General features: G+C 56.2%; 6 protein-coding genes and 2 pseudogenes. 6 read left to right on the top strand and 2 right to left on the bottom strand.

The features are described 5' to 3' along the window. The 5 genes and pseudogenes from DY250_RS11955 to DY250_RS11940 form a co-directional block, all read left to right on the top strand. Positions 1–807, top strand: coding sequence for a phosphatase PAP2 family protein (locus DY250_RS11955; protein WP_115612480.1), 807 nt, complete (start codon positions 1–3; stop codon positions 805–807). An 83-nt stretch (positions 808–890) separates the two neighbouring features. Then, positions 891–1,577 carry a TIGR00266 family protein gene (locus DY250_RS11950; RefSeq protein ID WP_115612479.1) on the top strand — a complete coding sequence of 229 codons (687 nt, stop codon included), beginning with the start codon at positions 891–893 and terminating at the stop codon, positions 1,575–1,577. A 117-nt stretch (positions 1,578–1,694) separates the two neighbouring features. Continuing rightward, the gene (locus DY250_RS11945) at positions 1,695–1,922 is read left to right on the top strand and encodes a hypothetical protein (protein ID WP_115612478.1); all 228 of its coding nucleotides are present in this window, start codon (positions 1,695–1,697) and stop codon (positions 1,920–1,922) included. Beyond that, positions 1,919–2,116: pseudogene (locus DY250_RS15165) on the top strand (PIN domain-containing protein); the annotation flags it as partial. The gene DY250_RS11945 and the pseudogene DY250_RS15165, both read left to right, overlap by 4 nt. A gap of 20 nt (positions 2,117–2,136) precedes the next feature. Beyond that, a pseudogene (locus DY250_RS11940) lies at positions 2,137–2,457 on the top strand (transposase family protein); the annotation flags it as partial. Positions 2,458–2,529: 72 nt separating this feature from the next. Here the strand turns inward: DY250_RS11940 and DY250_RS11935 are convergent. Then, entirely contained in the window at positions 2,530–5,943 is a 3,414-nt protein-coding gene (locus DY250_RS11935; RefSeq protein ID WP_115612476.1) for a transferrin-binding protein-like solute binding protein, read from the bottom strand. Between the two features lie 385 nt (positions 5,944–6,328). Here DY250_RS11935 and DY250_RS11930 point away from each other — a divergent pair, with 385 nt between their 5' ends. After that, positions 6,329–7,864, top strand: a complete 1,536-nt coding sequence (locus DY250_RS11930; RefSeq protein WP_245951126.1) for a surface lipoprotein assembly modifier — start codon at positions 6,329–6,331, stop codon at positions 7,862–7,864. Positions 7,865–12,467: 4,603 nt separating this feature from the next. Here DY250_RS11930 and DY250_RS11920 read toward each other — a convergent pair. Next, entirely contained in the window at positions 12,468–14,960 is a 2,493-nt protein-coding gene (locus DY250_RS11920) for a transferrin-binding protein-like solute binding protein (protein WP_147293519.1), read from the bottom strand. Positions 14,961–15,810 lie beyond the last annotated feature (850 nt).

Genomic DNA, 15,810 nt, shown 5'->3' with positions numbered 1-15,810 from the left:
ATGAACCGCACCCTTATCCATCTCCACCTCGCCCTGCTTGCCGTCATCCTCGCCCTTGCCGCCTGCGCCACCCTCCGCGCTGCCGACAGCGGCAGCCTGCCACTCTTCGCCGCCTGCCTCATCTTTTGGGGCTGGACGGCGTATCACCGCCGCAGCGACTGGGTGGGCAGCAATCTTTTCCTCCTCACCTGGCTCGTCTTCCCGTTGCTGAAAGACATCAACCGCCACCTCCTGCCCTGGCACGCAGACACCCTGCTCACCACCATTGACCGCCATCTCTGGGGCGGGCGCATCCTGCCCGCCTATTTCCGCTATGAAACGCACCCGCACCTCACCGACCTGCTCGCCGCCTGCTATTTCAGCTTCTACGCCATCGTCCTCGGCAGCGTCGCCTGGTACGCCTACACGCGGGCAATGCCGGCTGCGCGCCGCTATTTCAACGGTCTCATCTTCCTCTACAGCGCGGGCTTCATTGGCTATTTTCTTCTGCCCGCTGCCGGTCCTGCCTTCACTACCCATCCCGACGGCGGCGCAGGCGGCATCATCGCGCCGCCGCTCATCGCCATCATCAAGGACGGCGTGACCGGCATGGACGTCTTCCCCAGCCTGCACACCGCCCTCACCCTCTACATCACCACCTACCTGTGGCGCGACGGCAAACACACGGCGGCGCTCATCTGTGCTCCGCTCACCGCCGGCACCATCGCCGCCACCATCTACCTGCGCTACCACTATGGTGTGGACGTCCTCGCCGGCATCCTCCTCACCATCCTCACCCTCGTGCGGCAGCAGCGGCAAAAAGCCTAGTCCGACAACTTGCCGCCCATTCGGTACAATCCCGCCTAGATCCGCCACCGGGCGGGAAACCCGCTTATCCATAAGGAACCCCCATGCCTATTTTTACCCCCACCGGAGAACAAGACCCTTTCCTGCACGTCCACCTGCGCCGTGGCGAAGAAATCTACTGCGAAAGCGACGCCATGGTCATGATGGACAACACCCTCGAACTGCGCGGCAAAATGCAGGGCGGCTTCATGAGCGCGCTGGTGCGTCGCCTCGCCAACGGCGAAAGTTTCTTCCAGCAGCATATCCGCGCCGAACGTGGCGACGGCGACTGCCTGCTCGCCCCGCTCATGCCGGGCGACCTGGAAATCCTCGACATCGGCAAAACCCAGTACAACCTGAACGATGGCGCCTATCTCGCCGCGACCAGCGGTGTCTCCCTCACCGCACGGATGCAGAACATCGGCTCGGCGCTCTTTGCCGGCACCGGTGGCTTCCTCATCGGCCAGACGGCGGGCGAAGGGCAACTGGTGGTCAACGGCTTCGGCACCCTTTTCACCCTGGATGTCACGGCGGACAACCCGGTCATCATCGACAACGGCCACGTCGTCGCCTGGGACAGCCGCCTGCACTACGAAATCTCGGTAACCACCGGCAACAGTCGCGGCCTCATCGGCAACCTCGTCAACAGCGTGACGAGCGGCGAAGCGGTAGTACTCAAATTCAGCGGCAACGGCAAAGTCATCCTCAGTTCGCGCAACCCGACAAGTTTCCGCGCCTGGGTCAAGGCCTGAGGGCATACAAAACATTTCAGGAGAGCAGTATGCACACCATCACCGCACAACAACCCCGATGCCGCGCAACAGGCAGCAGACAACATCACCCGCGCCGGACAACCACCGCAAGTTCTGATGCGCTACGACGAATATCAACGTATCAGTGGTGAGCGACACACCATCGCCGACGTCTTGCGCGGCCTCGAAAGTAAGCTTGATATCCCGCCGCACCGCAGTACAGAGAAAACCGCACTGGAAGCGCTGACGCCACCGCCGGAACTGGCAGCGGCACTGAACGATATCGAACTCGAAATCCCGCCGCGCAGCAAGGCGCAACGCCGCCCCGTGGACTTCGAGGAATGAACGTGTATTTGTTGGATACCCATATCATCAGCGAAACACGCCGTCCCGAACGCATCAATACCAATGTGGAAAAATGGTTAAGCAAAACTGATTCCGGCGCGCTCTATACCAGCGCCATCAGCACAATGGAACTGGAGCGCGGTGTGTTGCGGATGGAGCGTAAAGACGACAAACAAGGGCGCATATTGCGCGCATGGCTGAGAAGCACCGTTAAACCAATAGAAAAGGCTGCCTGCCGGCATTGGAACGTGACAGGGATAAGCTTGGCGCGGTACAAAAAATCCTTGCGGACGGTGGTTACACGGGTAAGGCATTTGCTTTGTCGGTACAGGGGTTGATGGGTGCGGAGGTAGGGATTGCCAAACGAAACGAATTGCACCGTTTTGCGGTATTACCGAAGCGGTGGGTAGTAGGGCGCAGTTTTTCCTGGCTGGAAAAGAACAGGCGGCTTTGGAAAAACTGCGGGTGTAAGCTGAGTACCGGTCTGCAAATGGTCGTTTTGGCTTTCTTGGGAGTCCTGCTACGAAAACTATGAACACGTTTCTAAAGCGTCCATAAAAACAGCCGCCCGGAGGCGGCTGTTTTGCGGATCCACGACGGTGTCGCGTTACGGTGCGTAACGGTCGGCGACGTTGGGAGTTTGTGCCGGGGCACTGCCTCCGCCGTAGCTTTGGCCGCCATCATCACCCTGGAAGGTGTTGGTGCCGACTTTGGTGGCGCCGAATACGCCGCCCCAATCGCCCACTTCGTAAGCAGAGCCGTATTTATTGGTGGCTTTCACGGAGTTGAAGCTGCCGCCCATTTCATCCGCCTGGCTGCCGTAGAAGGCGGCGCGGAAGTCTGCCTCATCGTTGCCGGGGGCATAGGTGCGGTCGGCGGTGCCGATGACGGTGTTGCCGATTACATTCCCGCTGAAGGTGACGAGTTTGTCTTTATACACGCCGGGTTTGTCCAGTTGCTCCAGCCAGGCGTTATAGACATCGCCGGTCACTTTCTTGGTACCGAAGTTCACCTCTGCTTCAACGAAGTTACCCAAACCAAGGGTGTGAGCGGTCGCGTTCTGGCCGCCGGTACCGTCGAAGGCGTTCGGCAGGTCTTTTTGACTGCGATTGGTGCGGATGCCGTGGAAGCTGTTGTCAATGCCGTACATCAGCGCGTGGCCTTCGTAGCGCGCGACCTGGTTGGACGGCAGAGCATTCATTTGCTCAATGGTGGTTTCATCCACACCACGGAAGAAGTAGTTATCAACGCTGTCGCCGGTGCCTTTCTTCTCAAACGGTGCACGCAGGAAGCCGTTCGGCAGGAGTTTGGTACCACTCGCGGTGAGGTCGAGATTGGTGGTTACCCGGCCATATTGCACTTTTTTCAGGGTGATCGGTTTCGCGCCGAGGCTGTATTGGGTCGGCTTGCTGTCCAGATCCGCACGGTAGCCTTGCGCTGTGGGCGTTGCCAATGTGCCTTCCACTTTGGAGACAAACGAGCGTGCGCCCGAATAGCTGTTCATGCTCATCGCCTTGACGGAGCGGTCGTCCTGGTCGGCGTAGGCAAGGTGGTAGTGGCCGAAGATGCGGGTCGTGGTCTTGTGGTGATCGTTCCAGCGGGCGCCGTCAAACGTCAGCTCTTCGCCGAGGGTTTTCATTTGCAGCGCCCCATTCCCTGCCGACGGCTGGCCTTCGCCATGATTGCCGTAGCCACCGATACGGATCAGGCCGTTGGTGATGTCGCCGGTCGGCTGGATTTCCACATCGCGGTCGCGGGCGTTAACGCCGCGTGGGAATGTGTCTTTACCCCAGACCAGGTCTTCTTTACCCTCGCCGCATTTGTCACCGCCGGGGCAATTCTCGGTATTGATATCGACACGACGGGCGCGCGGGTTCCAGCCTTCACTGGTTGCCCAGTTTTCAAAGGCGCTGTCCTGGGTGCTCCACCAAATGAGGTTGGCGCCGTATTTATTTTCATATTCGGGCTTGTAGCCGGGGGTACCCGGTTTCCAGATGCGGTTATCGGCAAAACGGACGACGCGGTCATCTTCTTTCCAGCCGATGTAGGGCGGGCCACGGAATTCGCCGCGCACTCCGCCGCCGGTGTTGATGGGCTTAATCCATTCGGCGCTGATCAGGTGCTTGACCCAGCTCTTCTCTTCGCCTTCGCCACCTGGACGGATCGTGCATAAGATTGCCCCGCCGTCACATACCGTACCGTCAGTTAACGTCCTATTGTTGAGGTTTGACACGGTTCCGTTTGCAGTGATAGTGGTATGCGCATTATCTTCGACAGGTGGTTTAACCTCTTCAGACAGTGGCGTCCCTTCTTTAACCGTGCGAGAAGCACCATCATTTTCCCACCTATAGTAACCATCTCCAGGATTTGGACCATTCTGCACCCACACCTGTTTCCTCTTCTGCACATCTATATTGTAGGTAACCCCCCACACCTGCTTCAGCGTCCAATCCCATTCATTCGGGACGGGATTCACCAGCGGGCGAATGCCTTTTATTTGACGGATGGCGGTATATTCCTCGCGTTCCAGATAGATATGTTCGTGATCCATCGGGTTGGTATCTGCGCTGCCCCTTTTCCTGGTATCAATGGCATTGTTGTTTGCTTCGTCATAAGGTCTGTTCGGATAGGCAAACAACGTTTTTGGATGTTTGGGGTAAGCACCGTTGGGATAAGCCCGCCTGTAATCTGGCTCCGCGTCCTGCGGGGTGATGCCGCCGGCATCAATACGTTTATCACCCCGTTGCGTACCGGCGTAAGCGCCCCAATGATCGGGATCTTTGGAGTCGTTTGCACTGCTACCGTTCCAGTCCACCCGGTTATATTTGCGCGCAGTGTCGTCAATATTACCGGTATCATCGGCGATATTGCCGCCGTTATATTTGTATGACCAGTGGTTGATGTCGTTGTTGGGTGTTCTGTCCGGAAGTTGCGTCAGGTTGTTGCGCCATGAAGTTGCCGGGAAATGACCGTCTCCGGCGGTAGGGCTGTCATCATAGTGATTATCGGCAGCTGGATTGGGGGAACCGGTTGCCGGGAAATTACCGTAACGGTCTTGGTCGTTATAGATCTCCCCACTTGCATAGGTAGTGCGGGTGCCGATATTGGTGATCCAGCGGGAATTGTCGTTCACGTTGCGAGTTGCCCATAGAAGATCGCCTTTCAGTTTTTTTTCTAGATCGTTAATGGAAGTAACCCTGTCTTCCGGTCGTTTTTCCGGGTTATTAAAAATCGGCGGTGGTGGCGCGGTGGTGAAGCTTGTGCCTTCCGGACCGATCCGGTTTTCCGTGTGTTCTTTGTCAATATCCTCCCTCTTTTTAGCGTGGGGATAATCCACATAGGGCTGGCGGTATTCGTAACGCGGGGTATAGACGTGGGTGACCCGTTCGCGGGTAAATTCGCCGTCTTTATCGGTGTTGTTCTGGATATGGGTATCAATGTTATGGGTGGTGCCGTTAAGGCGGTTATTCGGATCACTGAATACCGCCGAGCCAACCTGCTTGAATGCCCCGGCGAGGACATCCACGTTTTTGAAGTTTTCTACCTGCAAGCTATCGTCTTCACGCGGCTTGCCTGCAGCGGTTAGCGGCTCAACATCGGTGCCGCCGGCAAATTGGGCGCGGACGGCCCGGCCATCGTGATAGTCAAGGTCCCGGCGGGCGAGGACGATGTTGGTCAGTTTCGGGTTCTGTCGGTTCAGGGAAACGCCGAGCAGCGGGGTGGCGGATGCCATTTTTTCGGGGTTGTTGGCGCGGTCGTATCCTGAGCCATCGCGGCGGATGTATTGCAGCCCGCCGACGGTGCTTTCTTTGCTGAGGTCGCGGTTATCCACCACGTGGGTATTGGTCGGGTCAACCAGGGCTTTGTCATCGCGGCCCGGCTGGTTCTTGCCGTTATCCGGCTGCGGGGCCGGCTTCGGCTGCGGGTCAACGTGGGGTGGTTTGGCGGCATCACCACTGCCACCGCAGGCGGCGGTGCCGAGTGCGATGAGGACGGCAATAGTCAGGTTGTTTAGTTTCATTATGTTCTTCCATTTGATTAGGTTTGTCCCGCAATGGCGCGGGCTCCGGTTTGAACGCCGGCAAGCGGCGCGTGCGCTGTCCGTTATTTTGTATTGCCCTGTTTTGGCGGCATACGCTGCCAATCCCGGACTCCCTCCTCTTATATAATTAAAAGAGTTTTACATGAACATTCAGCCATATGATTATAACGCCTTTGTCATGTTTTAGGTGTTTTGTCTATGTTCCGGCTTTGCCCCGATTTTGCCGCTCTTGTCACGAAGACCACTTTCCCACGGCCTGATTGCCACGATACGAACAGCAGGCCGCGCACGCGTGGCGCCCTTGTGCAGCCCTATGAATTGAAACATAATGCCGCGCTTTCATCGCCAACACAGGAATCTCAAGATGACCACAAAAACCACTATAACCCTGCAACTCACACTCGCTTCCGGCATCCTTTTCGCCGCTATGCCTGCTGTTGCCCAAAACGCGCCTCCGCCATCGCGCGCCCTCCCGGTAGATATTGACCGGGGCAACGAGCGCCTGTCCGAGGATGATGTCGGCAAGAATGTACGGCTGCCACAAGTGCCTGCTGTCAAACCCGCCGCCCCCACCACCCTGCCGAGTGATGCCCAGGCTGCCAAAGAAGATGTCGTTTACACTCCCGAAGAACTCGTCAACAACCCGGAACAACTGGAAAAACTCCTGGTTGAGGCTATCCGTCTCAACGAAGTCGAAGGCCTGAAGGTACTACTGCCGCTGTACGCTAAAGTGGATGCCGGCCGCCGTGATGATTCCCTCATTGACTGGGGTAATGCCATCATCGCCATGAACGAGGGCCGCACCGCCGAAGCTGTTACCCTTTACCGCAAACTTATCGCCAACCTGCCGGATAACCGCATGTTGCGCTTCCAAACGGCCCTTGCGCTCTACCGCAACAACGAACTCCTCGCCGCCAAAGAGCAACTGCAAAAACTGCGCAGTGGCGATGTTTCCGAAGCCGACCGCAAAACCCTGGATGAATTCATCGCCGCCATCGACCGCCGTGATTCCTGGTCGTTCAGCGGCAGCCTGAGCTACATTCACGACAACAACGTCAACAACGTCGCCCCGAAAGGCACCCGCTTCCGCCTCAGTAATGGCCGTTCCCTCGAGAGCAATCGCGATCAGGAAAAGGCCAACGGTATCAGCTATAACCTGGATGCAGACAAAAAATGGTCCATTACCGACAACTACTACGCCTCATTGCACGGCTCGCTGAGCGGCTCCTACTACTTCCACAAAAGAAACTATAACGATGTGACCACACGCGTGGCAGCCGGCGGCGGCTTCCGCAACAACAAAATTGACCTCGAAATCACCCCGTTCGTGCAAAAACGCCTCTACGGACGCGGCAGCAACGGCGACAACAAACTGCATGCGTATTCCAACAGCGCCGGCTTGAGCGCCTCCAACTCCTACTGGATAAACCCCAAATGGCGCCTGAACACCAACGCCGAATTCAGCTACGACAAATACGTCAGAACCTATGACTACCTGGACGGTAAGCGCATCAGCCTGAGTAACACCCTGACGTACACACCCAACCAAAAACAATACTGGTTCGCCGGGCTTGACCTCAGCCACAAAGGCGCACGCAGCGCCAGCGATGCCTATGACCGCTTCAACACCCGTCTTGGCTGGGGACAGGAATGGGGCAAAGGCGTCTCCACCCGCCTGATGGGCAGCTACGGCAAGCGTTACTCCAAAGGCGTGGATTTCTTCAACATTGACCGCGAAGACAAAGAATACAACGCCAACCTGTCCGTTTGGCACCGTGGCATCCACTTCTTCGGCATCACCCCGCGCCTCGTCTTCTCGTACAGCAAAATTGACAGCAATAACCGCTTCTATAGCTACGACGCCAGCAAAATCTATATGGACTTCACCAAGACCTTCTAGGGGGCTCTGGACATTCGGCTTGCGTGGCCGGATTTATCAAAACAAAAACGGCAGAGGCGGGAATCTGAACAAAAACCCACCGCTCTGCCAAAGATAATAAACCCTGAAAATCTGCTGCCCGGCAAGGATCTGTGTCCTGACGCTTTATCCGGCGGCGCGATTGTCGGGGTTTATTGCTATTGCGGTTTGTTCCAATGTTCTCCCCGCCCAAGGCGTATGGACCGGACACTTTATCCGTGTCAACCAACGATAACCCCGCGTCCTGGAGAACCATATAACGTTGCCGATCTGCTTGGAGTGCAAAGACGTACCACTTGCGGCACAACCACGAACACTCGGATCAGGCATGGCGGCGCCGACGGAAAGCTACCGGCGCAGTTAGCTGCAGCAGAAGCCCCAGGCGATAATTTTATGCGCAGAGTGCAGTAACGTGATTGAGTGAGCTTTCAGGAAAAGGAACTGCCTACTAGCAGCGCGCTGGTAAGCCAGTTGCCCTGTGACCGGTGGTTGGGGAAGGCGGAGTTTTTACCCCGTATTTTTATCCTTCGACTTCGTACACGACAAAAAACGCCCCCAGCGGCCACTTGGTGGGCCCAGTGTTTACGCCGCTTGACGGGCGTAGGGCGGGCTTCAGCCCGCCGCAACAACTGCTTCATCTTCATCATGAGGCTGAAGCCCATCATGCGCAAAATCCAGTAGTCACGCCGCTTGGCGGGCGTAGGGCGGGCTTCAGTCCGCCGCAACAACTGCTTCATCTTCATCATGAGGCTGAAGCCCAGCATGCGCGAAGCCCAGTAATCACACCGCTTGGCGGGCGTAGGGCGGGCTTCAGCCCGCCGCAACAACTACTTCATCTCTATAGGCTGAGGCCCAGCATGCGCGAAGCCCAGTAATCACACCGCTTGGCGGGCGTAGGGCGGGCTTCAGCCCGCCGCAACACAGCTTCATCTTCGTCATGATAGGCTGAAGCCCATCATGTGCGAAACCCAGCAACCACGCCGCTTGGCGGGAGTAGGGCAGGCTTCAGCCCGCCGCAACAACACAGCTTCATCTTCGTCATGATAGGCTGAAGCCCATCATGCGCTAAACCCTGCAATCACGCCGCTTGGCGGGCGTAGGGCGGGCTTCAGCCCGCCGCAACAACACAGCTTCATCTTCATCATGAGGCTGAATCCCATCATGCGCGAAACCCAGTAGTCACGCCGCTTGGCGGGCGTAGGGCGGGCTTTAGCCCGCCGCAACAACTGCTTCATCTCATCATGAGGCTGAAGCCCATCATGCGCGAAACCCAGCAACCACGCCGCTTGGCGGGCGTAGGGCGGGCTTCAGCCCGCCGCAACAACTGCTTCATCTTCATCATGAGGCTGAAGCCCATCATGTACGAAACTCAGTAATCACGCAGCTTGGCAGGCGTAGGGCGGGCTTCAGCCTGCCGCAACAACTGCTTTATCTTTGTCATGGTAGGCTGAAGCCTATCATGCGCGAAACCCTGCAATCACGCCGCTTGGCGGGAGTGGCAGGCTTCAGCCCGCCGCAACAACACTGCTTCATCTTCATCATGATAGGCTGAAGCCCATCATGCGCGAAACCCAGTAATCACGCCGTTTGGCGGGCGTAGGGCGGGCTTCAGCCCGCCGCAACAACTGCTTCATCTCTATCATGAGGCTGAAGCCCATCATGCGCGAAACCCAGTAATCATCCCCCCTTCCGCCCTTCGGGCACCTTCCCCCGCAAGCGGGGGAAGGTGTTTGGGGCTTGTCCATGGGTATCTACCCATCTCGCAACAAGAGGAAATTTTTTAGAAGACAACTAACCATCCCTTCTCCCACCTGCGGGAGGGCGGGGTACCCATGAAGAAATGCTCACATTTTTTCATGGGTACCCGGTAGGTGTCGCGATGCGACGGAGGAGGACAAAAAACACCTGTCTATCCCGCTTGATGAGATTCATCCTGCGGATGAACGCCCTTACCCCTGCCTCTTTCTCGCTGCGCGAGCTGCTCCAGTCCCGCAAGCGGGTGGGGGGAGTTCTCTCTGTTTTTTCAGCCATTTTGCAACTATCGAGATGGGTAGATACCTATGACCAAGCGGTATAGACACTACGCTCGCCAAGCGGTGTGATTGCAGGGTTTTGCGCATGATAGGCTTCAGCCTCATGATGAAGATGAAGCTGTGTTGTTGCGGCGGGCTGAAGCCCGTCCTGCGCCCGTCAAGCGGTGTGATTGCTGGGCTTCGCGCATGATGGGCTTCAGCTTCATGATGAAGATGAAGCTGTGTTGTTGCGGCGGGCCGAAGCCCGCCCTGTGCCCGTCAGGCGGTGATGGCTGGGTTCGGCGGGCTGAAGCCCGCCCTACGTCCGCTAAGCGGCGTGATTACTGGGTTTCGCGCATGATAGGCTTCAGCCTCATGATGAAGATGAAGCCGTGTTGTTGCGGCGGGCTGAAGCCCGCCCTACGTCCGTCAAGCGGCGTAGTGGCCGGAGTTCGCACATGATGGGTTTCAGCCTATCATGATGAAGATGAAGCAGTTGTTGCGGCGGGCTGAAGCCCGCCCTGTGCCCGTCAGGCGGTGATGGCTGGGTTCGGCGGGCTGAAGCCCGCCCTACGTCCGCTAAGCGGTGTGATTGCTGGGCTTCGCGCATGATGGGCTTCAGCCTCATGATGAAGATGAAGCAGTGTTGTTGCGGCGGGCTGAAGCCCGCCCTACGCCCGCCAGGCGGCGTGATTACTGGGTTTCGCGCATGATGGGCCTCAGCTTAATGATGAAGATGAAGCAGTGTTGTTGCGGCGGGCTGGAGCTTGCTCTGCGCCCGCCAAGCGGTGTGATTGCAGGGTTTCGCGCATGATAGGCTTCAGCCTCATGATGAAGATGAAGCAGTGTTGTTGCGGAGGGCCGAAGTCTGCCCTGCGCCCGTCAAGCGGTGTGATTGCTGGGCTTCGCGCATGATGGACTTCAGCCTCATGATGAAGATGAAGCAGTGTTGTTGCGGCGGGCTGGAGTCTGCCCTGCGCCCGCCAAGCAGCGTGATCGCTGGGCTTCGCGCATGATAGGCTTCAGCTTCATGATGAAGATGAAGCTGTGTTGTTGCGACGGGCTGAAGTCCGCCCTGTGCCCGTCGGCGGTGATGGCTGGGTTCGGCGGGCTAAAGCCCGCCCTACGCCCAGCAAGCGGCGTGATTACTGGGGTTCGCGCATGATGGGATTCAGCTTCATGATGAGATGAAGCAGTGTTGTTGCGGCGGGCTGGAGTCTGCCCTGCGCCCGTCAAGCGGTGTGATTGCTGGGCTTCGCGCATGATGGGCTTCAGCCTCATGATGAAGATGAAGCTGTGTTGTTGCGGCGGGCTGAAGCCCGCCCTACGCCCGCCAAGCGGCGTGATTGCTGGGTTTCGCGCATGATAGGCTTCAGCCTCATGATGAAGATGAAGTAGTGTTGTTACGGCGGGCTGAAGCCCGCCCTGTGCCCGTCGGCGGTGATGGCTGGGTTCGGCGGGCTAAAGCCCGCCCTACGCCCGTCAAGCGGCGTGATCGCTGGGTTTCGCGCATGATGGGCTTCAGCTTCATGATGAAGATGAAGCTGTGTTGTTGCGGCGGGCTGAAGCCCGCCCTACGCCCGTCAAGCGGTGTGATTGCTGGGCTTCGCGCATGATGGGCTTCAGCCTCATGATGAAGATGAAGCTGTGTTGTTGCGGCGGGCTGGAGTCTGCCCTGCGCCTGTCAAGCGGTGTGATTGCTGGGCTTCGCGCATGATGGGCTTCAGCCTCATGATGAAGATGATGCAATATCGTTGCGGCGGGCTGGAGTCTGCCCTGCGCCCGCCAAGCGGCGTGATTGCTGGGCTTCGCGCATGATGGGCTTCAGCCTCATGATGAAGATGAAGCTGTGTTGTTGCGGCGGGCTGAAGCCCGCCCTACGCCCGTCAAGCGGCGTGATCGCTGGATTTCGCGCATGATGGGCTTCAGCCTCATGATGAAGATGAAGCTGTGTTGTTGCGGAGGGCCGAAGCCCGCCCTACGCCCGCCAAGCGGCGTGATTGCTGGGCTTCGCGCATGATGGGCTTCAGCCTCATGATGAAGATGAAGCAGTGTTGTCGCGGCGGGCTGAAGTCCGTTCTACGCCCGCCAAGCGGTGTAAACACCGGCCTGCGCGAAGTTTATTCCGCGCGGGGGAAGTTATAGTTGAATAGATAAAAGAACGTAGCAAGACACGTCGCCGCAGACGGTACAGTTAGTACGACGAGTTCCCATAGGAATCGCGTAGCGATTTTTATGGGGTCCAGTCAGGCGATGCAACGCCGTTACGATTTTTGGTGGTGTTCTAAAAAGTATGCTCGGCAAATCTGTCAATAGTGCAGAAAGATAAATATGAAGGAGAATTTCCTTTGTTTTCACTGTTGGGAGAATCTGTCAGACCTGCTCGAATTCTAAGCAGCATACATTTCAGGCCACCGATTTTTTAGATGTTTGACTATAGGAAAGGGCGTTTTCGCGGTAGCACCCATGGGTTTCTCCGCGTGCCGCATTCATGTATAAAAAAACGGCTACTTGCGTAGCCGTTTTTCTGGGTAACAATCAAGCTGTAAGAATGGCTTGATATATTTTGGCGATTAGTCGGTGTATACGTTTTTACCGTCATCACCTTGGAAGGTGTTGGTTTCGCCACGGGTTGCACCGAATACACCACCCCAGTCGTTAGTGCCGTAAGCGTCGCTGTATCTATCGGTATCTTTGACGCTGTTGAAGGAACCACCCATTTCTTGGGCTTTATCACCGAAGAAGGAGGCCTTGAAGGTTGCATTGTCATCACCAGCGAGGTACGCACGGTCAGCAGAACCAACCACGGTGTTACCGGTAATTTTACCCTGGAATTGAACCAATTTGTCTTTGGTCGTTACGTTCTTGGTCGGGTCAAGCAACCAGGTGTTATAGACTTCACCGGTAACCCGCTTGGTGCCAAAGTTAACACGGGCTTCGACGAAGTTACCCAAACCGATACCTTTCGCGGTGCTGCCGGCAGGGGCAAAGGCGTTCGGCAGATCGCGGCCTTTGTTGCCGGTGCTGCCGTGGAAGCTGTTGTCAATACCGTACATGAGGGCGTGGCCATGATAAACAGCACTTTGGTTGCTCGGCAATGCAGCCATTTGTTCAATAGAGGTCGCATCAACACCACGGTAGAAGTAGTTATCTACACCACCGTCATTGTTCTTGCGAACAAAGTCGCTGCGCATAAAGTTATCCCGATATCCGGTTTGTCCGGCATCCAGGTCAAGGTTGTTGCTGACACGGCCATACTGGACGCGGGTCAGGGTCATCGGCTTCGCACCCAGGCTGTATTGGGTCGCGCGGTTTTCATTTTTAGCATCGTATTCGGCAACGAAAGTTCTCGCACCGGAGTAGCTGTTCAGCGATACTTGCTTGGTGGTGTTATCTTTGGAATAGGCCAAGTGATAACGACCAAAGATACGGGTCGTGGTATTGTGGTGGTCTTCCCACTTGCCGGTTGCCGAGTTAAATTTGGTTTCCTCGCCCAGGGTTGACAGACCGCCACCGATACGAACCAAACCGTTGGTTGCTGCGCGGCTATCGCCTTTCAATTCTGTTATACCGGCATTATCTTTACCGAGCAGTTTGTTAGCATCATCTAGATCGTTAGTTGCTATTCTGTCAGTACCGCGACGGGTAAATTCGTTTTCGAACGCGGTTTCCGGGGTACTCCACCAAACCAAACCTTTACCATAACGGCTGCCGTTTTGGTGAGTGTGGGCAAATTTTGCCGTTACTGTTTTTCTTATCGGCTCAAGTTTATTTCCGTCTTTATTTGCTGCTTGTGTTATACCTCTGTAATAGTAGATATCTTGACCTTTACCATCTTTCGTGTTGACGCCACTTTCCAGCGTCTTTTCTGCTATAGCTTTTTTCCACGTCGCCGGATCAATAATTGCGGTATAGCCTTCTTTTCCGTCAGTAGAGTACACGCCCGGACCTTTATATTTATCCAAAGGACTATTCAAGGTAGACCACTCTCTTGGGCTCATGTTGTAGGCTTTATCTTTATCACCGGCTGCGATATTACTTATGTCATCAGGTTTAATTGGTGATGTTAGATCTGAAAATTTCCGTGGATAATTATCCCCTGCAGGTGAACCAGTAGTTGTTACTACCGCATTAAAAACTTTCTTACCATCTGTTAAGGGACGAGTATTAATTGCGCCGTTTGCATCTACGTTATTGGTAACTTGCTTGCCTGCTTTTCCTTCATCTGGCGATCCAACAGCAGTAACGCCATCGCGTGCTTGGTACATACCGGCCAGTACGTCAACGTTCTTGAAGTTTTCTTCTTGCAAGCTGACGCTGCCCAAATCGCCTTGTTGGAATTCGCCGTTAGACTTCAGCGGGTTCGGGTTACTGCTACCGGCAAATTGTGCTTTTACCGGCTGGCCATCGGCGCGGGTCAGTTCCTGACGGGCAAGGACAATGTTGGTTAGGCTCGGGTTTTGGTTATTCAGGGTTACACCCAGGAGCGGAGAAGCCGAAGCTGCTTTGCTCGGGTTGTTGGCGCGGTCGTACTGGGAACCTTCACGACGGACATATTGCAGGGTACCGACGGTAGAGACTTTGGTCAGGTCTTTGTTATCCACAACGTTGGTACCGGTCGGGTCAACAGTCTGTTTGCTATCGGCCTGGTTGTTCTTATTGTTATTGTTGTTACGCGGATTTGACGGGGCTTTCGGATCCATCGGACGGTTGCTGTTGTTGTCATCGCTGCCACCGCAAGCGGCAACGCCTACTGCTACCAAGATAGCGAGAGAGAGATTAGTCAGTTTCATACAGGATGTACCTTCTTGAACTTGAGTTGAAAGAAAATTTTCCATAGCCACAACTTGGCTGGCGAGCATATTAGCGAAAGCGTTTTTGCTTTGCAAGTTTTCCGATGGGGTTTTTGTAGTTTTTTTGAGACGTGTCGTCTGGCAAGGCGGTGGGTTTTGTTGTTTTTCAGCAGGGTAGCTTTTGTTGTATCCGGCTTTTTGCTGTCGCATGACGGATACAGGCCGAGGCCATTCGGGTGCGGCAATTGCGTTTTTCGCCAGAATGGGGGGCATGCGCGCTTGGAATGGTGTCGGCAGATGGCATCTGCCCGGCGGGCTGAAGCCCGCCCTACGTCCGTCAGGCGGCGTAGTGGCCGGGGTTCGCGGATAGATGGGCTTCAACCTCATGATGAAGATGAAGCTGTTGTTGCGGCGGGCTAAAGCCCGCCCTACGTCCGTCAGGCGGCGTGATGGTCGGGTTTCGCGTACGATGGGATTCAGCCTCATGATGAAGATGAAGCAGTTGTTGCGGCGGGCTGAAGCCCGCCCTACGTCCGTCAGGCGGCGTGATGGTCGGGTTTCGCGTACGATGGGATTCAGCCTCATGATGAAGATGAAGCAGTTGTTGCGGCGGGCTGAAGCCCGCCCTACGTCCGGCAAGCGGTGTGATGGCCGGGTTTCGCGTATAGATGGGATTCAACCTCATGATGAAGCAGTTGTTGCGGCGGGCTGAAGCCCGCCCTACGTCCGGCAAGCGGCGGATGGCCGGGTTTCGCGTATAGATGGGATTCAACCTCATGATGAAGATGAAGTAGTTGTTGCGGCGGGCTGAAGCCCGCCCTACGTCCGTCAGGCGGCGTGATGGCTGGGTTTCGCGTATAGATGGGATTCAGCCTCATGATGAAGATGAAGCAGTTGTTGCGGCGGGCTGAAGCCCGCCCTACGTCCGGCAAGCGGCGTAGTGGCCGGGGTTCGCACATGATGGGTTTCAGCCTATCATGATGAAGATGAAGCAGTTGTTGTGGCGGGCTGAAGCCCGCCCTACGTCCGTCAGGCGGCGTGATGGCCGGGTTTCGCGTATAGATGGGATTCAACCTCATGATGAAGATGAAGCAGTTGTTGCGGCGGGCTGAAGCCCGCCCTA

Source organism: Cardiobacterium valvarum (assembly GCF_900460955.1).
Classification (GTDB): Bacteria; Pseudomonadota; Gammaproteobacteria; order Cardiobacteriales; family Cardiobacteriaceae; genus Cardiobacterium; species Cardiobacterium valvarum.
The sequence above is the reverse complement of the archived record's forward strand: the minus strand, read 5'-3'. Positions and strand labels throughout refer to the sequence as shown.